Origin of the sequence: Roseibium sp. AS2 (assembly GCF_038900065.1) — a bacterium.
Classification (GTDB): domain Bacteria; phylum Pseudomonadota; class Alphaproteobacteria; order Rhizobiales; family Stappiaceae; genus Roseibium.
In genome coordinates, this window is the sequence record NZ_JBBMQN010000001.1 from 637,723 (window position 1) to 658,901 (window position 21,179).

The following is a 21,179-nucleotide window of genomic DNA, read 5'->3' on the forward strand; positions in this document are numbered from 1 at the left end:
TCCGGAGCCGGTGCTTTATCTTCCAGCGACGACCGAGGCCCCGGTATCGGAACCTCGCGGCCCGCTCAGCTGATGTATTGCGGCGTCTCGTCGGTGTCCGGCGCCCACATCTTTTCAAGATTGTAGAAGCCGCGCACTTCGGGACGGAAAATGTGAACGATCACATCGCCCGCATCAATCAGCACCCAGTCGCATGTTGCCAGACCCTCGACCGTTGCCTTGCCGGCTCGGGCCACTTTCAGGTCCTTCAGCAAATGATCCGCAATCGCGCCCACATGACGATGGGAGCGCCCGGACACGATCACCATGTGATCGGCCAGCGAACTCTTGCCTGCTATGTCGAGAGTAACCGGGTCCTCAGCTTTCGAGTCGTCAAGACTGGTGAGAACCGTGTCGAGGAGGTCTGCCGCAAGATCTTTGCTTACGGAAGCCGTCAGAGGAGTGGACATGTCTGCCCGCTCGCTTTCAAAGGTCATGGTCAGATGGTCTGCCTTTCGCCGTATGTGCCGTCCTGCGCCCGACGTGGTCACGAACTGAACTGTCCGTCTGCGCACGTTACCCGTTTTGGGTTCAGGACCGGTTGACCTTACCTCGGCCGCGTTCGCCGCGACCGTGCCCATAATATCGCTTCCCGTTTGGCAATTTCAAGACAACCGGAAGTTCTCGGTAGTTCTGACGATCACCGCGACGTGCCACGCCTGATGTCCGTGGACGACGTCCGGTCGAGAGGCGTGTGCAAAAACGTCCAGATCGGCGGCTCCATTTCCGGCAAAAGCGCTGCATCTTCTTCCGGAAGCCTATATTTTTCAAAGGCTTTCGTCATGTGTGACGAGAGGACGGAAAGCGATGCCCCCGGGCGGTCGACGATCGCGACCGGCACCGATCCGACAATGGCGCGCCAATCCTGCCATCGCTGGAAACCCGCCAGGTTGTCGGCGCCCATGACCCAGACGAATCGCACGGCGGGACGCATGGCGCGCAAGGCCATCAGCGTTCTTGCCGTGTAGGGCGTGCCCAGAACCGTCTCGAAGGCCGTCACCTTCATGCGCGGATGGTCGGCCATGGCGCTGGTCAGATGCATGCGCATTTCCAGAGGCGCCAGATCGGAATGGCTCTTCAGCGGATTGCCGGGCGTAACCAGCCACCACACCTGATCGAGACCGAGCCGCTTGAGCACGGTCGCGGCCACCAGCCGATGGCCCGAATGCGGCGGGTTGAACGAGCCGCCGAAGATGCCGATCCGGTTGCCGGCCTCCGCATGGGGCAACTTCAGCCAGTCGCGGTCGAGACCCGGTGCAGGACTCAATGGGTTCATGGACGCGTCTGCCCCGTACCGTGAACCTTGTACTTGAAGCTGGTGAGCTGCTCGACGCCCACCGGTCCGCGCGCATGCATGCGGCCGGTGGCGATGCCTATTTCCGCCCCCATGCCGAATTCACCGCCGTCGGCAAACTGGGTGGACGCGTTGTGCAGGACGATCGCCGAATCCACTTCCGACTGGAACCGGTCGGCCGCCGCCTGGTCCTCGGTCAGGACGCAATCGGTGTGGCTGGAGCCGTAGCGGGCGATATGGTCCATCGCCGCATCCAGATCCGCCACCACCTTCACCGACAGGATCTTGTCGAGATATTCCGTCGACCAGTCGTCCTCGCTGGCGGGCACGATGTTCTCGCAGATATCGCGCACACGCGCGCCGCCGCGGATCTCGCAGCCCTTGTCCTGCAAGGCCCTGACGATCACCGGCAGATGGCTGTGGGCAACGGCCTCATGCACCAGCAGCGTTTCCAGCGCGCCGCAAATGCCGGTCCGCCGCAGTTTGGAATTGACCACGATCTCAACGGACTTTTCCAGATCGGCCGCCTTGTCGACGAAAATATGCACCAGGCCTTCCAGATGGGCGAATACCGGCACCCTCGCTTCGCTCTGCACCCGCTCCACCAGGCTGCGTCCGCCCCGGGGAACGATCACATCGAGATTGCCGTCGAGCCCGCGCAGCATTTCGCCAACGGCCGCCCTGTCGGTGACCGGCACGATCTGGATGGCATCAGCGGGCAGGCCGGCAGCCTCGAGGCCCTTCTGGAGTGCTGCGTGGATCGCCCGGTTGGACCGGATCGTGTCCGAGCCGCCGCGCAGCACCACGGCGTTGCCGGCCTTCAGGCACAGGGCCCCGGCATCGGCCGTCACATTGGGCCGGCTTTCGTAGATGACCCCGATCACGCCGAGCGGCGTGCGCACGCGTTCGATCTTCAGGCCATTGGGACGCTCCCAGGACGCGATCACGCTGCCAACCGGATCGTCGAGCGCGACGATTGCCTCAAGCGCCTGCGCAATCGCCTCGATCCGCTCCGTGTCGAGCGTCCCCCGGTCCAGGAACGAAGCCGCCTGGCCGTTGGCGGTCATTGCGGCGAGATCGACCTGGTTGCCGGCCAGAATGTCCGGCGTGGCAGCGCGGACCGCGGCCGCCATTTCACGCAGAGCCAGGTTCTTCCGCTCCGCCGGCGCCGTTGCAAGGATCCGCCCGGCGGCACGGGCCCGTTGCCCGATTTCCGTCATCAGTTCCGCGGTGGTCTTCGCCTCGACGACGTCCAGCATTTTTCTCAACTCCTTGATTGCGTCCCTGCCGGGCCGCTCGGGGCATCCCGCGCCTGAAAGCGCACGGGAGGCTCCAACACTTTCGGATCGGTCACCTTCTGGAGCGTTTTAACGCGTTCCGGTCCAAAAGGCATCCTTCTGATGGATGCGCCGTCAATCGAACGCGGGCAACTCAAGCACCAGGTCGTCCCGGTGGATCATTTCCGCCCTGCCCGGATAGCCGACGATTGCCTCGATCTCACGGCTGTTGCGGCCGGCGATCAGCCTTGCCTCGTCCGCATCATAAGCGATCAGGCCGCGGCCGATCGTACGCCCGTCCGGATCGGCCAGGACGACGGCGTCGCCTCTCGAGAAACTCCCGGTGACGGCGGCGACACCGGCCGGCAGCAGGCTCTTGCCCGATCGCATCGCCCGCACGGCGCCCGCATCCAGCCGGATCTCGCCGCGCGGTTCCAGATGGCCGCCGATCCAGGCCTTGCGCGCGCTCGCGGGCGTGGCAAGAGCGGGAAACCAGGTGCCGCGCGCGCCTTCGCTCAGGCGCCGCAAGGGATTGAGCAGCTTGCCGGAGGTGATCACCATCGACGTTCCGGCGGCGGTCGCGATCTTGCCGGCATCGATCTTGGTCTTCATGCCGCCGCGAGACAGCTCGGATCCGGCGCTGCCGGCCATCGCCTCGATTTCCGGCGTGATCTGCGGAACTTCCGGCAGGAACACCGCATCCGGATTGTCCTGGGGCGGCGCAGTGTAAAGCCCGTCGATGTCGGACAGAAGCACCAGGCAGTCGGCGCTTGCCATGGTGGCGACCCGGGCCGCGAGCCGGTCATTGTCGCCGTAGCGGATTTCCGAGGTGGCGACAGAGTCATTTTCATTGATGATCGGCACCGCGCCCAATTTCAGCAGTGTGCCGATGGTGGCGCGGGCGTTGAGATAGCGCCGCCGCTCTTCCGTATCTCCGAGTGTCAGCAAGATCTGGCCCGCCTTGCGGCCATGGGCACCGAGCGCATCGGCGTAGGCCTGCGCCAGGGCGATCTGCCCGGCGGCGGCCGCCGCCTGGCTTTCCTCCAGTTTCAACGGTCCTTTCGGCAGGCCGAGAATGCCGCGGCCGAGCGCGATCGAGCCCGAAGAGACGATCAGCACTTCCGCTCCGGCGTCCGCAAGAGCCGCCAGATCGGATACCAGGGCGTCCATCCAGGCACGTTTCAATTCGCCCCGTTCCACCAGCAGGGCAGAGCCGATCTTGACGACGATGCGGCTGTAGGCCTTGAGAGTGCGGGGGGCGGACAGGGCGGCGTTCACGCTCATCAGGGGTGCCAGCCCTCCTGCTCGGGCGCAGGCACCTGATTGGCCGCGTCTTGCTTGTCCCTGTCGATGGCCCGCACGATCATCCGCAGCGCCCGGTCGACATTGAGGCCGCTGGCCGATGACAGGATCAGGGGCTTCTGGCCACAGGCGGCCTCGAGGCTGGCGGATTTTTCCGCGATCATCTCCTCGGTGAGCGCGTCGCATTTGGAAAGGGCCACGATTTCCGGCTTGTCGATCAGACCGGCGCCATAGGCTTCCAGTTCGCCGCGCACCACCCTGTAGGCCTCGCCCGGATCGTCCTCGACCGAGCCGTCGACCAGATGGAGCAGCACCCGTGTGCGCTCGACATGGCCAAGAAAGCGGTCGCCGAGGCCGGTGCCTTCATGGGCGCCCTCGATCAGGCCCGGAATATCGGCCATGGCAAAGCTGTTGCTGTCGATCTGGACAATGCCGAGATTGGGATGCAGCGTCGTGAAAGGATAGTCGGCGATCTTCGGCTTGGCGGCGGTCACCGTGGCCAGAAAGGTCGATTTCCCGGCATTGGGAAGTCCGACAAGCCCGGCATCGGCGATCAGTTTCAGCCGCAGCCAGATCCACTTTTCCTCGCCCTCGAGGCCCGGATTGGCCCGGCGCGGCGCCTGATTGACCGACGACTTGAAATGGGCGTTGCCGAAGCCGCCATTGCCGCCCTTCAAGAGCTTCACCTTCTGGCCCAGCTCGGTCAGATCGGCGATCAACGTGTCGTTGTCTTCCTCGAAGACCTGCGTACCCACCGGCACGTTCAGGACGACATCATCGCCGTGGGCACCGGTTCGGTTGCGGCCCATGCCGTGAATGCCGGTGCCCGCCTTGAAATGCTGCTTGTAGCGGTAGTCGATCAGGGTGTTGAGCCCGTCGACGCACTCGATGATCACGTCACCGCCCTTGCCGCCGTCACCGCCGTCCGGGCCGCCGTATTCGATGTATTTCTCTCGCCGGAACGAGACGGCACCGGCCCCGCCATTGCCGGCACGCACATAGACCTTGGCCTGATCGAGGAATTTCATTGTTCTTCTCTTGTTGTCCTGTTGTAAGGCCCTGGTTCACGTCAAAGGCCGTTCAAGAATTCTTCCCGCGTTATTTCCGCCCGGACCGCGGGCACCGTGCCGCCACGCGACACGCTGGCGCATCCCACCTCGGCAACCTTCCGAAACCCGATTTTCTCCGCCAGCCTGATGGAGGCCGGATTGTCGATCATGGCTTCGCAGGCAACACGCGTGTGGTCCGTATTCTCGAACAGCCAGACCATCGCTGCCCTGGCCGCCTCGCTCATGAACCCCTTGCCCCAATAGGCGCGCCCCAGCCAATAGCCGATCTCCGGGGTCTCCTGCAACTTCTTGAAGGCAAAACAGCCGATCACTTCGCCCTGGTGCTCGATCTGAAAGGTCAGATCCTCCGCCTTTTCGAAGGCGCGCCAACTGTCCTGTGCTCTCAAAAGGCGCGCCCGTCCCTCGTCCCTGTCATAGGGGTAGGGCACACGCGACAACATCTTGCAAACCTCATAGTCGCCCAGAAGTTCGGCGTAGCGGTCAAGATCGTCCACGCGCGGCCGGGTGAGGCAAAGACGCTCCGTCCTGACAAGTTCTCTCTTCATGGTGCGTCTCCTGCCGCCGACAGAAAGGCCGTCCGGGTCAGTTTCATACGTGTTCCCGGCAGGTCCTGGCCACGCGACCTGATGGCGAGCGTGTACGGCCCGGCGGTCTCGAAACCCAGTTTCGACAGAACGTTCAGCGAAGCGGTGTTCTCGTCGAGCGCACCGCTCACAACCGTCTGCGTTTCTGTCGCCGCGAACAGCCAGCCCAACGCGGCGCGCCCGGCCTCGCTCATGTAGCCACGGCCCCAGTGGGCCTTGCCGAGCCAGTAGCCGAAATTCGGTGTCTCCACCGGCCGGCCAAGCGAGACAACGCCGATCAACCCGGTGCCATTGTCGATGGCAAAGTTCCTTGCGCCATCCGCCTGCCGGACCCAGCTCTGCTCGAACCAGCCCTGCGCGTCCTCAAGCGTATAGGGATGCGGAACCACCGCGAGCATCTTCGCAACGTCGAATTCTCCGATCTGCGCGCTGATCGCCGGCAAATCCCCGGAGGCGACCGGGCGCACTTCAAGGCGCCCGGTCCTGATCACGGGAAGGCTCATGCCGCTTTCCTCCTGGCTTCGAAATCGGCGTGTTCCAGCCGCACGACGACGTTGGACACCCGCCGGTCGAGCGCCCTGGAGAAGCGTTCGGTCATGCAATAGGGCTTGAAACCCATCTTGCGCAGCAGACCGCGGGACCGGAAGTTCTCCTCGAAAGCCCTTGCCGCAATCGCATCGGCCTCGAAGACCTCGAAGGCCCAGGAGAGCGCCGCTTCGACCGCCTCTCCGGCGTAGCCATGGCCCTGGAAGGCGCGACCGAGCCAGTAGCCGAGCGTCGGCAGACCCGGCAGCTCGTCCAGATCGCCCGGCGGTTCGACCGCCACGACACCGATGAAGACGCCCCCGAGCGTGATCGCGAACAGGGCCTCGGTCTGGAACGGATCCGTGCCGACGACCGATTTCAGGAACGCTTCCGCCGCACCGTCCTCATAAGGCCAGGTGAAGGAGGTCAACCATCTGGCGACCTCGAAGTCCCGGCCCGCGAGGGTGGCCATGGCCTCGGCATCGCTCAAGGCAACCGGCCTGAGGATCAGGCGGCGGGTTTTCAGTTCCGGCAACATGCTCATCGTCCCTGCCCCCATCCTTTCAACGACTTCCAGACGCCCCGTTCCAGCGTATAGCGCTCGATCGGCACGGAGCCGCCCGCTCCCAGCGAGCGGATCATGGCCTGGTCCCGATACTGGAACCCGGACTTGACCAGCACCCGGCGGGACGCCGGATTGGTCACCCGGCAGGAGCCCTGCAGTTCCTGGATGCCGTTGTGGGTAAAGGCATGATCGACCAGAACATGCACTGCTTCGGTCGCCAGGCCCTGACCCCAGAAAGGTTCGCCCAGCCAGTAGCCGACATGAACGGGCCCGTCCGCATCCACATTGGCGTAGCGCGCAACGCCGATCAGCCGCCCGGTGGTCTTCAGGCGGATCGCGAATGTCGCGGACTCGGGTCTGTTCAGATCGGCCCTTGCAAGCAGAGCCCGGCCGTCGTCCTTGGTGAAAGGATACGGCATGGTGGCGAGATTGGCCGCCACGGTCTTGTTGTCGGCCAGATACACCAGATCGGCCAAATCATCCGGGCGCGGCTTGTCCAGCCGTACACGGACCGCTTCCTGCGGCAACGGGGCCGCGACCCGACAGCTCTCGTCTAAACGTCCATCACTTTCAACAACCATCTTTTCCTCCAGCCAAAACAAATCAAGGGAGAGATGGCGCCCCATCTCTCCCCTGGATCTCTGACTGGCCGGTTGCTGGCCTCATCTCGAAATGCCGGGGTCAAGTGGGACGCCGGCGTTTCGAAACTTCACGTCGGCTTTACTCCGCTGCTTCCGCTACCGGGAGCACATTGATGTAGGTTCGCTTGTTGGCCTTGGCCTGGAACTCCACCTTGCCTTCCACGGTCGCGAAAATGGTATGGTCCTTGCCCATGCCAACGCCATTGCCCGGGTGCCACTGAGTGCCCCGTTGACGTGCGATGATGTTGCCGGGAATCACAGCTTCCCCACCATATTTCTTGATGCCGAGACGGCGGCCGGCTGAGTCGCGGCCGTTGCGGGATGAACCGCCTGCCTTTTTATGTGCCATCTTTAGAACTCCTCGTTCTTCGAATTCTTTTCAACAGTCGCAATGAAACGGCGGCTTATTTGCCGGCCAGTTCCTTGGCCTGTTCAACCCAGTTGTCGCGCTCGATGCGGCCCTTGAAATTCAGGACGTCATCAACACGGGCGATGTCTTCCGCGGAGAAGCCGATGATCTGCTCGTAGGTGGTGATGCCCAGAGCGTTCAGCTTCTTCTCGAGAACCGGGCCGACACCGGAGATCTTCTTCAGATCGTCCTTGCCGTCCGGAGCGGTGAAGAGCGGCTCGACAGCTGCGTCTTCGCCTTTCGCATCGGCCTTGGCATCCGCAGCCTTGGCTTTTTCGGCTTTCGGCGCATCGTCCTTCGGTGCGTCGTCGGCTTTCGGCGCGGCCTTCTTCGGCGCTGCCTTCTTGGCCGGCTTGGCACCACCGGTCAGGATGTCGGTCACCTTGATGAGGGTGAAGGACTGACGGTGGCCGTTGCGGCGGCGGGAATTCTGACGCCGGCGCTTCTTGAAGATGATGATCTTGCGGTCACGGCCCTGTTCGACCACTTCCGCAACAACGGTGGCGCCTTCGACGAGCGGCGCGCCAACGGTGGTGTCGGTGCCGTTGCCAACCATGAGCACGTCCTCGAAGGTGACGCTGCTGCCGGCTTCGGCATCGAGTTTTTCGACCTTCAGGAGGTCGTCTGCGGCGACGGTGTACTGCTTGCCGCCTGTCTTGATCACTGCGAACATGTCTCGCACGTCCTTCTTTTCGTTTTTGACACACCGGCCGCGTGCTTTAAAAGCCCGTCAGACGGCTGTTTCCGGGTCGAACGCGAGGCGCCTGTCCCTCCGGTCTGAACCGGTTGACAGGTCTTCTGGTGTCGGGATGCGCGTGAAGCGTGGAAAGCCCGGCTGGCCTGGGTCGACAATCAACGCCCGAAAAAGCGAACCTTTTCGAGCCCGCGCAATATAGTCAGCCATCCCCCGATGTCAAACGGAAATCCGCGCCGCGCCGCCGGAAAAGCGCTGTTTGCCGGCTTCCGCGCCTGGCCGGCCCGCCCAGGAGCGGCCCAAGGCGGCCCGGAGCGGCGACAAGCGCTCGCGCCGGGCGCTGCATCACAGCAGCCTGGCGGTCGCATTGACACGCCCCGACCGAGCGAAGGACAAGGCCCGGGGAAGAGGCTGAGGAAACGCCCCGGCCGGCCCCTTTCCGGCCGCCCGGAGCCGAAACCTTCGCCGGACGCCGGCAGCGCTTGTCCGGGCTGGGCTCCGGGAGACGGGCCAGGCGGCGGGCCAGATGACGGGCCAGGCGGCGGGCCAGATGACGGGCCAGATGACGGGCCAGACGACGGGCCGGGGGGACGCTTGGCAGTGACGCGTGCTTCCGCAAAACCGGACAGGTTCAAACCCGGCCTTGCCGGCCGATTGCACATTCGGTGAAAAACACCGAAATCCGGTCTTGCGGCGTGCGCGCTTCATGTCTATGTTCCGCGCCACTTGAGACCCGTTTAGTCAAAAGTGCCGCGGAGAGGTGCCGGAGTGGTCGAACGGGGCGGTCTCGAAAACCGTTGAGCGCGCAAGCGTTCCGAGGGTTCGAATCCCTCTCTCTCCGCCATTCTTTTTGTCGCGCCACCGCCTTCGGCTGATTGAGTGCGTGGCTCCGGGTTCGGACTTTGTCCTCGCTCCTCCGCCATCCCCTTTCCACTCTCCACCATTTTGGCGAACCGCAGAATTCCGTGATCCTGTCCTGCCTTCCGGGCAAGGAGTTCTCTTCGCCGGAAAATCTGCGGCATTTCAACCCGCCCCTGCCCTCAGGGCCCAATGCTGCCCTCACCGGCAGCAAGGCTTTCCCTGGCGCCGTTTCCCCGTCCTGAATTTTCAGCTTGACATAATACCAAATGGTATCGTATTAACATGACACCAAAAGGTATTATAAAGGGGTATCCGGCATGAAACCAACGGCTTTCCTGGCCGCCATAACGGGTCTTGTTCTTGTGCAGCCGGCGGTTGCCGGGGACAGTGAGATCACCGTCATTCCAGCCACGCAGCTTGACTATCAGGTCACGCCGGAAGGGGTCGCCTTCGCGCGGCTGCACGGTGACAGGTTCGAGGGCGCGTATATGGCGATGGTCCGGCTTCCCGCCGGGCTCGTCAGTCCGCCCCATGTCAAGTCCGCCAACATGTACGGGATCGTCGTGTCAGGCGCGATGACCCATCAGCCGGCCGGAGCCGATCCCTCGGGCGGGGTGCGGCTGGAAACGGGCGCGTTCTACGAGGTTCCCAAGGGGCTGGCGCATGTCAGCCGCTGTGTTTCGGACGTTGCCTGCGTGACGTTTCTCTATCAGGACGGCAGGTTCGATTTCCTGCCGGTCAAGCCATGATCGTCGCGGAACCCGGGACGGGCGGGCTGCAAGGCGCGTTCCGCGCCCTGGGCGATCCCACCCGCAGGGGCATCCTGTTGCTGCTGCGGGACCGCGACATGACGATCCAGGAGGTGTCGGACCGGTTTCCGATCACCCGGGCCGCCATCAAGAAACACCTCGACATTCTCGAAACCGGCAAGCTGATCTCGGTGCACCCGTCGGGCCGGGAGCGCGTCAACCGGCTCGAGCCCGCCGCGCTCGCAAAGGCCAATGACTGGTTCGATCACTTCAGCCGGTTCTGGGATGGACGTCTGCAGGCATTGAAAACGCGTGTCGAGCAGGACGAAACCGAAGACGACACTTCAGCAGAACCAGCCAAACCGGAAGGAAACACCAGCAATGACTGACACAACTCTCAGGAAATCCGTTTTCATCAAGGCCGCCAGGGACAAGGTCTGGCCGTATCTTGTCGACAAGACCAAGCTGGGCGAATGGTACCATCCGGCGGAGGCGGATCTTGCCGCCGGTCAAAGCTATGTCCTGCTTGGCAAGGACGGCAACGGGCAACCCGAGAAACAGGTCTGGGGCGACGTTCTCGAACTCGTGGCCGGACAAAAACTGAAGACGACGTTCTGCATCGGCCCGTTCGGTGACCGGTCAACCGTTGTCACATGGGTCCTGGAGGAGGTGGCCGGAGGGACGATGATCTACCTGACCCATGAAGGCATTCCGGAAGCCGCCGGCGAACACGCAATGCACCTGATCAGCGCGCTCGACAAGGGCTGGGACATCCATCTCGGGCACCTGCGGGAAACCGGCGCCTGAGCACGGCCTCACCCGGTGGCCCTGGCGCGGTAGCCCTGTTCCAGCTCGATCAGGCGCTGCTTGCGCCACAGGCCGCCGCCGTAGCCGGTGAGCGAACCGTCGGCGCCGACCACCCGGTGGCAGGGCACGACCACGGCGAGCTGATTGGCGCCGTTGGCGCGGGCGACGGCGCGCACCGCTTCCGGGCGGCCGAGGGTCCCGGCCAGTTCCGAATAGCTGCGGGTCTCGCCCGCGGGAATTTTCAGGAGTTCGCGCCAGACATCGCGGGTGAAGGCGCTGCCGTGGAGCGCCAGCCTGGTTTCGAAAGTGCCGCTGTTTCCGGCGAAGAACCGGTCCAGCTCCTCCTGGATCTGGTCGGTAACTTCGGTGCGGCCCATGCCGACCCGCCCGCCGGCATGGGCCTGCAGCTTTCTGAATTCGGCCGGCAGCGCCTTGCGGTCGAGAAATTCCAGAAGATGCAGCTGACTGCTGTCGGTGACGGCGACCAGCGGACCGAGCGGCGAGGCCACCCAGTCGGCATGCAGCAGCGGTTCCCTGGAGAACGTTCCCGGCGCCTGCCCCAGCAATCCGGCGAAGGCCTCGCGGAAGGCGCTTGGCGAGGAAAACCCCGCCGTGATCTGCGCCTCGATGACCTTGCCGCCGCCGGCGAGCGTCGAGAAGCCTTCCTGCAGGCGGCGCTGGCGGGCCATTTCCAGGAAGGTCATGCCGAAATGGCGCTTGAACGCCCGGCGCACGGTGGACGGATCCAGCCCCATGCGTTTGAGATCCGGCTCGCCCCAGCGATAGCCGGGACGCTTTTCCAGCGCTTCGATCAGGGGCTTCACGACCGGATCGGCACTGGCCTCCGGGGTTGTCGGTCGGCAGCGCTTGCAGGGGCGGAAGCCGCCGTCGATGCATTCGGCGACCGTTTCGTGAAACGCGCAGTTTTCCGGCTTCGGCTTGCGCGCCGGACAGGTCAGCCGGCAGAAGATGCCGGTGGAGGAAACGCAGACGAACATGCGCCCGTCATAAGACGCATCGCGCGCCAGCAGCGCCTCGTAAAGCGTGTCGAAGGAAGGTCGGATCATCAGCATGGCCGGAGACTAGTCCGACCGGACAGAAGATGCAGCCGGAAATCGGGCGTTTATTTCACTTGTCGCACGGACCACCGTCCTTCCCCTGAGCCTCCCCCGGCAAGCGGAGCGTGGCCTGGGGCCAATCGTTTGCAGAGCGGCTGGAATGCGCAATTGGGATGCCGGCATGTGGATCTAATCAAGCCTGACGCCGCGTGGCGGCCGGGGTGGATCCCCGCTCAAGGCGGGGAAGGCCGCCTTGGGGGTGGCAATGTGGGGTGTCCGCCGCTCAAAGGGGAAAGGCTGCCTTGGACGTGGCCGGGCTGCGCTCCCGCGCCGCAACACCGTGAATCGGCCCCTCTCCCGGTGTCGCCCCCTCCCCCGGCATTGCCCTCGACGACGTCCTGCCGGCCGACCTTGGGGAAGGGTCTCCCCTTGCTCCCCTCTCCCCCCTTGCGGGGGAGATGTCCGTGCAACGGACAGAGGGGGTTAAAACGGTGCGGCACATGCTGACATGCTGCGATGATCCGGGAGACCGATCCCTCCTCTGTCTCCTGACGGAAACATCTCTCCGCTAGGGGCAGACGGGACCCAGCGGCATCCTTGTCACCGGTACACCTGATCCTCACCCGGAAAGCTCCGGTCCTTCACTTCCTCCGCATAGGCCTTGACCGCCGCCTCGATCCGGCCGCCGAGATCGCCGTAGACCTTGACGAATTTCGGCGGTGCAGAATTAAGGCCGAGCATGTCTTCGAGCACCAGGATCTGGCCGTCGCATTCGGCCGAGGCGCCGATGCCGATGGTGGGGATGGCGATCTGTTTCGTGATCCTGGCGGCCAGCGGTTCAACCATGCCTTCCAGCACCAGCGCGAAGGCGCCCGCTTCAGTCACGGCACGGGCGTCTTCTTCATGTTGCGCCCAGGTGTCCTCGTCGCGGCCTTGGGTCCGGAAGCCGCCCATGACGTTGACCGACTGCGGGGTCAGGCCGATATGGGCCATCACCGGAATGCCGCGTTCTGTCAAAAAGCGGATGGTCTCGGCCATGCGCGTGCCGCCTTCCAGCTTGACCGCGCCGCACTGGGTTTCCTTCATCACCCTGGCCGCGTTCCTGAAAGCCTCGGAGGGGCTTTCCTCGTAAGTTCCGAAGGGCATGTCGACGACCACCAGCGCTCGCTGCGTGCCGCGCACCACCGCCGTGCCGTGCATGATCATCAGGTCCAGCGAGACGCCGACGGTCGATTCCATGCCGTGCATGACCATGCCCAGACTGTCACCGACCAGAATGAAATCGGCGTATCTGTCGACGATGGCCGCCGTATGGGCGTGATAGGAGGTCAGCGACACGATCGGCTCCCCGCCCTTTTTCCGGGTGATCTGGGGCGCCGTGATGCGGCGGACGGGTTTTTGGGTGCTCATGGGGCATCCTTTCGAAAAAACAGAAAATGAGAGGTCAGGGCGCCGGGGCGACGACACGCTGATCGATCAGCAGGACGGTGCCGAAGCGAACGGCCAGCAGCACGACCGCCGGACGGTCCAGCGGGCCGCAGACCTCCGCCAGCGTGTCCGCATCGCGGATGTCGACGCTTTGCACATCGGCCGCCGGCGCGGTGGCAAGCGTGGCGCGCACGGCCCGGTCCAGGTCGGCGATATCCGGTCCGGCCCCCGCCAGCTCCTCCGCCGCCGCCAGCGCCTTGCCCAGGATGGCGGCCTGGCCGCGGTGATAGCTGCTCAGACGGACATTGCGGGACGACATCGCCAGCCCGTCGGCTTCGCGCACGGTCGGATGGCCGAGAATGTCCAGCGGCATGTCGAGGTCGCGGACCATCTGCCGGATCAGGGTGAGCTGCTGGTAGTCCTTTTCGCCGAAGACGGCAAAATCCGGCGTGACGATGTTGAACAGCTTGGTGACCACGGTGGCAACACCGCGAAAATGTCCCGGCCGCAGCGCGCCCTGCAGGATCGCGGACAGGCCCGGCACCTCGACATGAGTGTCGCCGCCGCTGCCGTACATTTCCTCCACATCGGGAATGAAGACCGCATCGACGCCCTCGCCGTCCAGAAGCGCCAGATCGCGCACCTGATCGCGGGGATAGCTGCCCAGGTCCTCGTTCGGTCCGAACTGGGTCGGATTGACGAAGATGGAGACAACCACCCGGTCCGCCTTGTCACGGGCCATCCGCACCAGCGCCAGATGTCCCTCGTGCAGATAGCCCATGGTCGGCACCAGAGCGACGGCCGCGCCCTCACGCTTCCAGCCGCGCACGGTATCGCGCATCTCCGCCTTTGTGCGGCAGATTTTCATTTTTTCCTCCCGCGGCCGGTTTCCCGACCGGCCGTTCTTTTCGCAGGTGCAACATAATGGGGGGGACGGGGCAGGTCTAGGGGGCTCTGCCGTGAGCTTGGATAGGCGGGATGATCGCGTCCGGCCGAAATCACTGGCCGCGATCTCAGAAGTCTCTCTCCCACGGAAAGAGATCCCGACCGCTGAACAACCCGCAACCCACCATCAACTCGGTAGTCCAGCGACAGCCTCGCCACGACCAAGGCAGCCTTCCCCGCCTCCGCGCGGGGATCCAACCCACGGCGCCGCTGGCTTCCGGCTCTGGTCCTGCAGCCTACGCTGCAGACCGGTGAGCCCTTGCCTCCGCCGGAATCGGCGCCGGTTTTGGGCCACTGGCTGGAGCGCTGTATCAGTTCGATCTGTGACACACTGTTGCCGACCACCCCACCGGCCAATCCCTGTCGCAGGAATGTGATTGGCTTTGGAAACCTCCGGTTGGAAAGATGACGCCGCCAGCGAGGTGTTGAAACGGGCTCAGGGCCGCAACACCAGGAAACGGAACACGGGACACTCAATGCGTCGGATCTTGATCTGGGTTACGGGATTCGTGCTTCTCAATCTTGGTCTCGGCCTCGCCGCGTATTTCTCGGGGGTGCAGTCGACAGCCGCGCATTGGAGCACTGCCAGCAGGGCGCCGCTCGGGATCGCACCCGATCCGCGCACCGAACGGCAGGCCATCATCCAGGTCTATGCCGCCCGGGCCTTCAGCTGGCGGGGGTATTTCGGGGTGCACAGCTGGATATCGATCAAGCCGCCGGAGGCAGAGCACTTCACCACGTATGAGGTCACGGGGTGGCGGGTGCGCCGGGGCGGAAGAGCCGTCTCCGCCTCCCGCCGCGCTCCGGACAGCCGCTGGTTCGGTGCGGAGCCGCGACTGATTGCCGAGTTTCGAGGCCGGGAGGCCGCTGCCGCTATACCGAGACTGCTTGACGCCATCAACCAGTACCACCACGACGACGAATATACCGTCTGGCCGGGGCCCAACTCGAACACGTTCATCGCCCATCTCGGCCGGGTCGCGCCCGAACTCAGGCTGGACCTGCCCCCGACCGCTGTGGGCAAGGATTTTCTTCAGACGGGGCTCTGGGCAAAGGCTCCGAGCGGCACCGGATACCAACTCTCTGTTCGAGGCCTCCTGGGCATCCTGGTCGCCTGGGAAGAGGGACTTGAGGTCAACCTCCTGGGCCTTACTTACGGCATCGACCTGAATGATTTTTCACTGAAGCTTCCGATGGTCGGACGCGTCGGGTTTTCGCCGAATCGCTCGCCCGAGGCGTGATTTGCAAGCACTTGCAGACGGGGATCGTCCCCTTCGGCCCGCCCCGGTTTTTTGACGATCCCATCGGCGGTCATTCCAGGCAAGTGCAGCGACGCTGCATGGCAAGAGCCGGAAGCCAGCGCTTACTTTGCGCCGCAGGCGCGCCTTTATTCATGATTTCAAATACTTAAATTACTTAGGTGCTCGCTGTCGCTCGCGCTGACACGCTGGGTCCCGGATCTGGCCATGCAGCTTCGCTGCAGACCGTCCGGGATGACGAACTGAGAGTTTGTCAGCAGTCTGAGCCATCTTCGGTGATGGTCCGCTTCAATTACGTCCCTCAAAACGCTCCATCATACGCGCGCCGCTCGATCCGGCAGGCCAGCAGGGTGAAGCCGTCGCGGCCCAGCGCCGCCTCGGCCTGCGAGCTGAGCGTTTCCGCATCCTCGACCCACACGCCATGCCCGCCATAGGCCTGGGCCACCGCCGGGAAGTCCGTTTCGCCGAAGTCGACGCCGACGTTGGGGCGCTGGCTGGAACGCTGTTTGAGTTCGATCAGCGACAGGCTGGTGTCGACGAGGACGCAGATGATCACCGGGATGTTCAGATCGCGCAGGGTGGAGAGTTCGCCGAGACACATTTCCAGGCCCGCGTCGCCGACGAAGGCGATGACCGGGGACTGGTGATCCACCAGCCGGTGGCCCATGGCCAGCGGCACGGCGCAGCCCATGGTGCACAGCGCCGAGGATTGCAGCATCCGGCGGGGCATCGGGCAGCGCCAGATCTGGCTGACGAGGATGCGGTGGGCGCCGCTGTCGGCGGTGGCGACCGTGTCGGCGGGCAGGATGGCGCGCAGGGTGTGGAAGACGGTGCCCGGACCCCAACCGGAAAGTTCGGGCGCGAAGGCGGCGTCGAGATCGGCGCGGGTGCTGCCGGGCTCGCCCGAGGCCCAGGACGGCATTGCCGGGTCGCGCACCTCGCCCAGCCGTTCCAGCACCGGTTTGACGGCGCTCCTCAGGGTCGCGCTCACGGCGTGCATGCCGTGGGTCCTGAGCACCGGGGTCACGTCGATCACGGGCGCATCCTGACCCCAGGGACCCCGCCAGTTGATGCGCATCTCGATCGGATCGTAACCGAGCAGCAGGATGCAGTCGCTCCTGTTGATCAGTGGCAGCAGGTGGTTGTCGGCTTTCGGCGACAGGCCGGCGCCGCCGAGCGCCAGGGGCAGGTTCTCGTCCAGCAGGCCCTTGCCCTTGTAGCTGGTCACCAGCGGCACGTTGAATTTCCGGCAGAATTCCGTGATCGCGGCGGAAGCCCCCTCGTTGACGGCATCGACACCGGCCAGCGCGATGGGCCGTTCGGCCCTTGCAAACAGCTTCAGGGCCATGTCCAGATCGGCGCCTGCGGCCGGCGCCGTGGTGACCGGTGCGCACCGGAAAGCATCGCTCCAGGCTTCCGCCGTTTCGCTTTCGGCGACCTTGATGGGCACGTCGATATGGACCGGGCCCGGCTGGCCGTCGAGGGCAATGGCCAGCGCCTTTTCCATCATCACGTCGAGCGCGTCCAGGCGAGCGGAAAAGCTGGCCTTGACGATGGGGCGCAACAGTTGCTGGTGGTCGAAGACCTGGTGGGTGTAGCTTTCCGCCTCGCCCTGGTCGACGCAGCCGGTCAGGAAAATCAGCGGCACCCGGTCCTGCCAGGCATTGGCGACCACGTTGACCGCGTTGGCGGCCCCCGGTCCGAGGGTTGCCAAGAGCACGCCCGGCGCGCCGTCCGCGTGCCAGCCGCCCTCGGCCATGAAGCCGCCGGCGTTCTCGTGTTTCACAAGCACGAATTTGAGGCCGGCCTGGTCGAGGGACTGCATCAGTGCCAGCACCTCGCCACCGGGAATGCCGAAGGCATGGCGGCAGCCTGCCGCGTGCAACTTGCCTGCAATGATATCCGCGCCGGTGGTCATGAGTTTTCCTGTTCCTGAGGGCCGAGGCCCAGAATGCCGTTTGCCGCGAGCTCGGCAAGTGTTTCGGGGGAAAGACCCAGGTGCCGGGTCAGCACGCCGGCCGTGTCCGCGCCCAGGAGCGGCGGCGCGCTGCGATAGGCAACCGGGGTCTTTTCCAGGTTGATCGGCGAGCCGATGAGATCGACCGCGCCGCTCGAGGGATGGGGCAGCGTGATCCGCATCTGCCTGGCCTGCACCTGCGGGTTGGCGAAGACCTGCGCCAGATCGTTGACCGGGCCGCAGGGCACGCCGGCGGCCTCCAGTGCGGCGATCCATTCGGCGGCCGTCTTCTCGATGGTGAGGCGGCGCAGGATCGGGATCAGCTGGGCGCGGTTGCGCACCCGGTCGGCGTTTTTCGCATAAAGCGGATCGGCGGCCAGCTCCGGCGCCTCGGCCACCGCGCAGAACTTCTCGAACTGGGTATCGTTGCCGACGGCCAGGATGAACGACGTGTCCGATCCGGGAAAGGTCTCGTAAGGCACGATGGTCGGATGCGCGTTGCCGCGCCGGCCCGGCACCTCGCCGGAGACCAGATAGCCGACACCCTGGTTGATCAGCCAGGAGACCTGGGCGTCCAGCAGGGAGATGTCGATGTGCTGGCCCTCGCCGGTGGCATTGCGGTGATTGAGCGCCGCCAGGATCGAGACCGCCGCATACATGCCGCACATGACATCGGCGATGCCAGTGCCGCATTTGGTTTCCGTGCCGCCGTCCTCGTCGGCAAAACCGGTCAGGGACATGATGCCGCCCATGCCCTGGATCAGGAAATCATAGCCGGCCCGTTGCGCATAAGGCCCGGTCTGGCCGAAGCCCGAAATCGAGCAGTAGATCAGGCTCGGATTGCGGCTTTTAAGCGTGTCGTGGTCGAGCCCGCGGCGCTTCAGGTCACCGACCTTGAAGTTCTCGACTAGGATATCTGCCTTTTCGGCGAGATCGGCGATCAGCTTCTGTCCGTCGGCGCTGGCGAGATCGATGGCAACAGAAGCCTTGTTGCGGTTCGAGGACAGGTAATAGGCGCTTTCGGAGGTCTCCCTGCCGTCACGGTCCTTCAGGAAGGGTGGTCCCCAGCCGCGGGTGTCGTCGCCCTTGCCGGGCCGTTCGATCTTGATCACCTCGGCGCCGAGATCGCCGAGGATCTGGGTGCAGGTCGGACCGGCGAGAATGCGCGACAGGTCCAGGACAACAAGGCCGGAAAGCGCGCCGGGCGCGGGAGAAGACTGTGAGGTGGGGGAAGACTGGGACAAGGGTCACCCTGGGGGTCGTGAAAGCGATGTTTCCGGGAACTGGCCACAAGGCGCATCCGGCGTCAACTGCGCGGGGTGGCGGCCCCGAACACACCGGCTCACATTCGTGTCAGCAAAGACGCGAACTCCCACACAGCACCCGCGCCGTTCCTGTCCCGAGCCGAAACCTTCGCGCGTCTCGTCCGAAGAGGGCCCCGGCTCAAGGCCGCGGCGGCGCAGCGGGCTGGCGTCTCAGAACCACCCGGGGACGATTCCGGGAAGTGGCGCAGGCGATGGCTGCGTGTCCAGGGGGCTTTGCACATGATCGAAGCCCTTGCTATCGGCCGTCCCGGACGCAGCGCAGCGAAGATCCGGGATCCAGTAACCCCCGGCGCCGATTTGCGTCATGGACGTCTCTGTGTCGTGGGCGTCATGGATTGCTGGGCCCCTGCCTCCGCAGGGGCGGCGCAGCGGGCGTGATTGGGCAGCGGGTACGGTTGCGCAGTCGACGTTGTTGCGTTTGGGCCTGTCTCCCGCATACCGCCCTCCCCACGGCGGTCGTCTCTGGAAAGGTGGATCGGCTCTCTCCTTGCTCCCCTCTCCCCCCTTGCGGGGGAGAAGGGCGCAATGAGAGATGCCCGGGCTAGCAGGTGTCCCGATCCGGACGGACAGTTGGCCCTGGCCCGGTACCGGCGGATGCAGAGCGATCTCAGCTTTTGCTCGACCAGCCCTTCATTTCGGAAAGTTTGGTCCAGGCGCGCCGGATCCAGCTTGCCTGAATGCTGTGGCCGCCGTCGTGCAGGCAGAGTTCCAGGACGCCGGTGACGGGCTGCCAGCGTTCGCATGACAGCTTGCCGTCGGCCTCGGTCTTCGGCGCCGTGGCGGCGAGGCCGCTCTGGCGGCGCCAGACATCGAAGCTCTGAAAGACGTCGCCCTGTTTCCACTTGCCGCCGCCCAGCCAGCGGCCTTCCAGCGGCACCACCGTGTCGGACGTGCCGTGGACGTGAAACAGATAGGGCGGCTCTGTCGGACAATCGCGCGGCAGCGGCTCCCAGAACGCGCCGGCAATCGGGGCATATCCGCCGAAACGGCCGGAATCCGCGCAGGCCAGATACCAGGTCATGAAACCGCCGGAGGAAAAGCCCGACAGCAGGGTGCGGTCGCGGTCGACGCCGAAGCGGGCGGACAGGTCCTTAAGCACGTCGTCGAAAAACGCCGCCTCGTCGCGCAGGTTGCGCGGCGCGGTCGGAAAGGACCAGGTGCCGTTGACGCCCTGCACGGCCACGAAGGCCACGCCGAGGTCGTCGGCCATCTGCTGGAAGCTCTTGTTGCGGATCGCGTTGACCGCCTTGCCGCGATGACCGTGAAGATAAAGGATGGCGCCGAGCGGGGCGTCGTCCGCCTTCGCGGCTTGCGGCAGGTGAATGTAATAGTCACCGGTCTTCAGGCTGCAGGCCGTCTCGCCGCCGCAGCCGGGATCGGATTCGGCGATGGCCGGCGCAGCCAGCATCGCGGCGCAGGCAAGCAGGCAAAAGCCGGGCAGAGGAAAACGCCTGGTCGGTCGAGACATGAAGGCTCCATCGGTCGCGGGAGAATGGCACGGTGTCTGACGCCAAGAATGGGTCATGGCGGACCATTGTCCAGCGTGATGCCTTCACTTTTCGGCGAGACAGTGTCCTCACAGGGCGCTCCGCAGCGTCAGTCCCAGACACCCTCGGTGGAGATGTTCAGCGTGCGGCCGCAATGTTTGCAATGGACCGCGTCCGGGTCGTGCCGGTTCAGACCGCAATCGGGGCAGGGATAACTCACCTTGGTCGGCCGGAAGATGGTCTGCACCAGCCTCAGGAACAGGGCGACGCCGAAAATCATGATGAGCACGGTCATCAGCCGGCCGATGCTGTCGGTCATGGTGATGTCGCCGAACCCGGTCGTGGTCAGGGTCGTCACCGTGAAATAAAGCGCGTCGAGATAGGTGTTGATGTTCGGGTTGCGGTCGTCCTCAACCACGAACACGATGGCCGTGACCACGAAGATGAACACGGCGAGATTGACCGTGGACTGCAGGATCTCCTCGTTGGCCCGAAACCATCTGGACGCGTCCCTCAGTTCCTTCAGCAGGTGGTAGGAGCGCATCAGCCGCAGCATGCGCACGACGCGCAGGAAAGCGAAGTTCTCCAGGAAGGCCGGCGCGATCAGCGAGGCGATGACCACGATGTCGGCCACCGAGGTGAAGCTGAACACATAGCGGACCGGCCGCACCGAGGCGATCAGCCGGGCGAAATAGTCCAGGACCAGCACCCCGGCGATGGCGTAGTCCAGCACGTGGTGATGGCGCGCCGGGTCGAGAATCGAGGAAATGATGAAATAGGCGATGGTGATCAGATCGAACGCCAGCAGGGCATAGCGGAAGATCCGGGCCCTGGTGCCGTGACCGAAATATATCTGGCGCAACATGATCTGAAGCGCCGGCTTTTCCGCGGCCATCAGGTCCG

Annotated in this window: 22 protein-coding genes and 1 tRNA gene; 5 read left to right on the forward strand and 18 right to left on the reverse strand. The window is 64.6% G+C overall.

The genetic code is table 11. From position 1 onward, the window contains the following. Positions 1 to 65: 65 nt before the first annotated feature. The 11 genes from rsfS to WNZ15_RS02940 form a co-directional block, all read right to left on the reverse strand. The gene (gene rsfS / locus WNZ15_RS02890; RefSeq protein ID WP_342891426.1) at positions 66 to 449 is read right to left on the reverse strand and encodes a ribosome silencing factor; all 384 of its coding nucleotides are present in this window, start codon (positions 447 to 449) and stop codon (positions 66 to 68) included. 230 nt (positions 450 to 679) lie between these two features. Beyond that, a complete protein-coding gene (locus tag WNZ15_RS02895) occupies positions 680 to 1,315 on the reverse strand; it encodes a nicotinate-nucleotide adenylyltransferase (RefSeq protein ID WP_342891427.1) in 636 nt (211 codons plus the stop codon). Next, positions 1,312 to 2,592, reverse strand: a complete 1,281-nt coding sequence (locus tag WNZ15_RS02900) for a glutamate-5-semialdehyde dehydrogenase (protein WP_342891428.1) — start codon at positions 2,590 to 2,592, stop codon at positions 1,312 to 1,314. The genes WNZ15_RS02895 and WNZ15_RS02900 overlap by 4 nt, the downstream gene beginning before the upstream one ends. A 153-nt stretch (positions 2,593 to 2,745) precedes the next feature. Beyond that, on the reverse strand, positions 2,746 to 3,894 hold the full coding sequence (gene proB / locus WNZ15_RS02905; protein WP_342891429.1) for a glutamate 5-kinase: 1,149 nt from the start codon (positions 3,892 to 3,894) through the stop codon (positions 2,746 to 2,748). Beyond that, positions 3,894 to 4,940 carry a GTPase ObgE gene (gene obgE / locus WNZ15_RS02910; RefSeq protein ID WP_342891430.1) on the reverse strand — a complete coding sequence of 349 codons (1,047 nt, stop codon included), beginning with the start codon at positions 4,938 to 4,940 and terminating at the stop codon, positions 3,894 to 3,896. Before obgE ends, proB begins: the two co-directional genes overlap by 1 nt. A gap of 41 nt (positions 4,941 to 4,981) precedes the next feature. Then, positions 4,982 to 5,527, reverse strand: a complete 546-nt coding sequence (locus tag WNZ15_RS02915) for a GNAT family N-acetyltransferase (protein WP_342891431.1) — start codon at positions 5,525 to 5,527, stop codon at positions 4,982 to 4,984. Beyond that, on the reverse strand, positions 5,524 to 6,069 hold the full coding sequence (locus WNZ15_RS02920) for a GNAT family N-acetyltransferase (protein WP_342891432.1): 546 nt from the start codon (positions 6,067 to 6,069) through the stop codon (positions 5,524 to 5,526). The genes WNZ15_RS02915 and WNZ15_RS02920 overlap by 4 nt, the downstream gene beginning before the upstream one ends. Then, positions 6,066 to 6,635 carry a GNAT family N-acetyltransferase gene (locus WNZ15_RS02925; protein ID WP_342891433.1) on the reverse strand — a complete coding sequence of 190 codons (570 nt, stop codon included), beginning with the start codon at positions 6,633 to 6,635 and terminating at the stop codon, positions 6,066 to 6,068. The genes WNZ15_RS02920 and WNZ15_RS02925 overlap by 4 nt, the downstream gene beginning before the upstream one ends. Further along, positions 6,632 to 7,237 (reverse strand): GNAT family N-acetyltransferase, encoded by a 606-nt coding sequence (locus tag WNZ15_RS02930; RefSeq protein WP_342891434.1) that lies wholly within the window; start codon positions 7,235 to 7,237, stop codon positions 6,632 to 6,634. Before WNZ15_RS02930 ends, WNZ15_RS02925 begins: the two co-directional genes overlap by 4 nt. Before the next feature lie 139 nt (positions 7,238 to 7,376). Next, positions 7,377 to 7,646: a 50S ribosomal protein L27 gene (rpmA, locus tag WNZ15_RS02935; RefSeq protein WP_342891435.1), complete on the reverse strand. Its 270-nt coding sequence runs from the start codon at positions 7,644 to 7,646 to the stop codon at positions 7,377 to 7,379. Between the two features lie 55 nt (positions 7,647 to 7,701). Beyond that, positions 7,702 to 8,379 carry a 50S ribosomal protein L21 gene (locus WNZ15_RS02940; RefSeq protein ID WP_342891436.1) on the reverse strand — a complete coding sequence of 226 codons (678 nt, stop codon included), beginning with the start codon at positions 8,377 to 8,379 and terminating at the stop codon, positions 7,702 to 7,704. Between the two features lie 775 nt (positions 8,380 to 9,154). On the opposite strand from WNZ15_RS02940, the gene WNZ15_RS02945 reads away from it, so the two are divergent. The 4 genes from WNZ15_RS02945 to WNZ15_RS02960 all read left to right on the forward strand — a co-directional run bounded on the left by WNZ15_RS02945 (position 9,155) and on the right by WNZ15_RS02960 (position 10,817). After that, positions 9,155 to 9,244 (forward strand) — tRNA-Ser (locus WNZ15_RS02945). Positions 9,245 to 9,578: 334 nt separating this feature from the next. Continuing rightward, a complete protein-coding gene (locus WNZ15_RS02950) occupies positions 9,579 to 10,010 on the forward strand; it encodes a DUF4437 domain-containing protein (RefSeq protein WP_342891437.1) in 432 nt (143 codons plus the stop codon). Beyond that, entirely contained in the window at positions 10,007 to 10,399 is a 393-nt protein-coding gene (locus tag WNZ15_RS02955) for a metalloregulator ArsR/SmtB family transcription factor (protein WP_342891438.1), read from the forward strand. The genes WNZ15_RS02950 and WNZ15_RS02955 overlap by 4 nt, the downstream gene beginning before the upstream one ends. Further along, on the forward strand, positions 10,392 to 10,817 hold the full coding sequence (locus tag WNZ15_RS02960) for an SRPBCC domain-containing protein (RefSeq protein ID WP_342891439.1): 426 nt from the start codon (positions 10,392 to 10,394) through the stop codon (positions 10,815 to 10,817). Before WNZ15_RS02955 ends, WNZ15_RS02960 begins: the two co-directional genes overlap by 8 nt. Before the next feature lie 8 nt (positions 10,818 to 10,825). Here WNZ15_RS02960 and WNZ15_RS02965 read toward each other — a convergent pair whose 3' ends face one another. From WNZ15_RS02965 to panC, 3 genes are all read right to left on the reverse strand, one after another. Further along, positions 10,826 to 11,890, reverse strand: a complete 1,065-nt coding sequence (locus WNZ15_RS02965) for a trifunctional transcriptional activator/DNA repair protein Ada/methylated-DNA--[protein]-cysteine S-methyltransferase (RefSeq protein WP_342891440.1) — start codon at positions 11,888 to 11,890, stop codon at positions 10,826 to 10,828. Positions 11,891 to 12,475: 585 nt separating this feature from the next. Next, positions 12,476 to 13,285 carry a 3-methyl-2-oxobutanoate hydroxymethyltransferase gene (panB, locus tag WNZ15_RS02970; protein WP_342891441.1) on the reverse strand — a complete coding sequence of 270 codons (810 nt, stop codon included), beginning with the start codon at positions 13,283 to 13,285 and terminating at the stop codon, positions 12,476 to 12,478. Positions 13,286 to 13,319: 34 nt separating this feature from the next. Continuing rightward, entirely contained in the window at positions 13,320 to 14,171 is an 852-nt protein-coding gene (panC, locus tag WNZ15_RS02975) for a pantoate--beta-alanine ligase (RefSeq protein ID WP_342891442.1), read from the reverse strand. A gap of 553 nt (positions 14,172 to 14,724) precedes the next feature. On the opposite strand from panC, the gene WNZ15_RS02980 reads away from it, so the two are divergent. Then, positions 14,725 to 15,489: a DUF3750 domain-containing protein gene (locus tag WNZ15_RS02980; RefSeq protein ID WP_342891443.1), complete on the forward strand. Its 765-nt coding sequence runs from the start codon at positions 14,725 to 14,727 to the stop codon at positions 15,487 to 15,489. Positions 15,490 to 15,808: 319 nt separating this feature from the next. On the opposite strand, the gene WNZ15_RS02985 is transcribed toward WNZ15_RS02980, so the two are convergent. The 4 genes from WNZ15_RS02985 to WNZ15_RS03000 all read right to left on the reverse strand — a co-directional run bounded on the left by WNZ15_RS02985 (position 15,809) and on the right by WNZ15_RS03000 (position 21,171). Beyond that, on the reverse strand, positions 15,809 to 17,425 hold the full coding sequence (locus WNZ15_RS02985; RefSeq protein WP_342891444.1) for a thiamine pyrophosphate-binding protein: 1,617 nt from the start codon (positions 17,423 to 17,425) through the stop codon (positions 15,809 to 15,811). Continuing rightward, positions 17,422 to 18,708: a CaiB/BaiF CoA-transferase family protein gene (locus WNZ15_RS02990; RefSeq protein WP_342891445.1), complete on the reverse strand. Its 1,287-nt coding sequence runs from the start codon at positions 18,706 to 18,708 to the stop codon at positions 17,422 to 17,424. The genes WNZ15_RS02985 and WNZ15_RS02990 overlap by 4 nt, the downstream gene beginning before the upstream one ends. Positions 18,709 to 19,396: 688 nt before the next feature. Then, positions 19,397 to 20,257 carry a polyhydroxybutyrate depolymerase gene (locus WNZ15_RS02995; RefSeq protein ID WP_342891446.1) on the reverse strand — a complete coding sequence of 287 codons (861 nt, stop codon included), beginning with the start codon at positions 20,255 to 20,257 and terminating at the stop codon, positions 19,397 to 19,399. Between the two features lie 128 nt (positions 20,258 to 20,385). Beyond that, positions 20,386 to 21,171, reverse strand: coding sequence for an ion channel (locus WNZ15_RS03000; RefSeq protein WP_342891846.1), 786 nt, complete (start codon positions 21,169 to 21,171; stop codon positions 20,386 to 20,388). Between the last annotated feature and the right edge of the window lie 8 nt (positions 21,172 to 21,179).

Excerpts from the sequence above, each read along its gene's own strand:
- WNZ15_RS02920 (WP_342891432.1), bottom strand. The coding sequence starts at position 6,069 with ATGAGCCTTCCCGTGATCAGGACCGGGCGCCTTGAAGTGCGCCCGGTC.
- WNZ15_RS02930 (WP_342891434.1), bottom strand. The coding sequence starts at position 7,237 with ATGGTTGTTGAAAGTGATGGACGTTTAGACGAGAGCTGTCGGGTCGCG.
- proB (WP_342891429.1), bottom strand. The coding sequence starts at position 3,894 with ATGAGCGTGAACGCCGCCCTGTCCGCCCCCCGCACTCTCAAGGCCTAC.
- WNZ15_RS02950 (WP_342891437.1), top strand. The coding sequence starts at position 9,579 with ATGAAACCAACGGCTTTCCTGGCCGCCATAACGGGTCTTGTTCTTGTG.
- WNZ15_RS02965 (WP_342891440.1), bottom strand. The coding sequence starts at position 11,890 with ATGCTGATGATCCGACCTTCCTTCGACACGCTTTACGAGGCGCTGCTG.
- obgE (WP_342891430.1), bottom strand. The coding sequence starts at position 4,940 with ATGAAATTCCTCGATCAGGCCAAGGTCTATGTGCGTGCCGGCAATGGC.
- WNZ15_RS02940 (WP_342891436.1), bottom strand. The coding sequence starts at position 8,379 with ATGTTCGCAGTGATCAAGACAGGCGGCAAGCAGTACACCGTCGCCGCA.
- WNZ15_RS02895 (WP_342891427.1), bottom strand. The coding sequence starts at position 1,315 with ATGAACCCATTGAGTCCTGCACCGGGTCTCGACCGCGACTGGCTGAAG.
- WNZ15_RS02995 (WP_342891446.1), bottom strand. The coding sequence starts at position 20,257 with ATGTCTCGACCGACCAGGCGTTTTCCTCTGCCCGGCTTTTGCCTGCTT.
- WNZ15_RS02915 (WP_342891431.1), bottom strand. The coding sequence starts at position 5,527 with ATGAAGAGAGAACTTGTCAGGACGGAGCGTCTTTGCCTCACCCGGCCG.
- WNZ15_RS02980 (WP_342891443.1), top strand. The coding sequence starts at position 14,725 with ATGCGTCGGATCTTGATCTGGGTTACGGGATTCGTGCTTCTCAATCTT.
- rpmA (WP_342891435.1), bottom strand. The coding sequence starts at position 7,646 with ATGGCACATAAAAAGGCAGGCGGTTCATCCCGCAACGGCCGCGACTCA.
- WNZ15_RS03000 (WP_342891846.1), bottom strand. The coding sequence starts at position 21,171 with ATGGCCGCGGAAAAGCCGGCGCTTCAGATCATGTTGCGCCAGATATAT.
- WNZ15_RS02960 (WP_342891439.1), top strand. The coding sequence starts at position 10,392 with ATGACTGACACAACTCTCAGGAAATCCGTTTTCATCAAGGCCGCCAGG.
- WNZ15_RS02925 (WP_342891433.1), bottom strand. The coding sequence starts at position 6,635 with ATGAGCATGTTGCCGGAACTGAAAACCCGCCGCCTGATCCTCAGGCCG.
- rsfS (WP_342891426.1), bottom strand. The coding sequence starts at position 449 with ATGTCCACTCCTCTGACGGCTTCCGTAAGCAAAGATCTTGCGGCAGAC.
- WNZ15_RS02985 (WP_342891444.1), bottom strand. The coding sequence starts at position 17,425 with ATGACCACCGGCGCGGATATCATTGCAGGCAAGTTGCACGCGGCAGGC.
- WNZ15_RS02955 (WP_342891438.1), top strand. The coding sequence starts at position 10,007 with ATGATCGTCGCGGAACCCGGGACGGGCGGGCTGCAAGGCGCGTTCCGC.
- panB (WP_342891441.1), bottom strand. The coding sequence starts at position 13,285 with ATGAGCACCCAAAAACCCGTCCGCCGCATCACGGCGCCCCAGATCACC.
- WNZ15_RS02900 (WP_342891428.1), bottom strand. The coding sequence starts at position 2,592 with ATGCTGGACGTCGTCGAGGCGAAGACCACCGCGGAACTGATGACGGAA.
- panC (WP_342891442.1), bottom strand. The coding sequence starts at position 14,171 with ATGAAAATCTGCCGCACAAAGGCGGAGATGCGCGATACCGTGCGCGGC.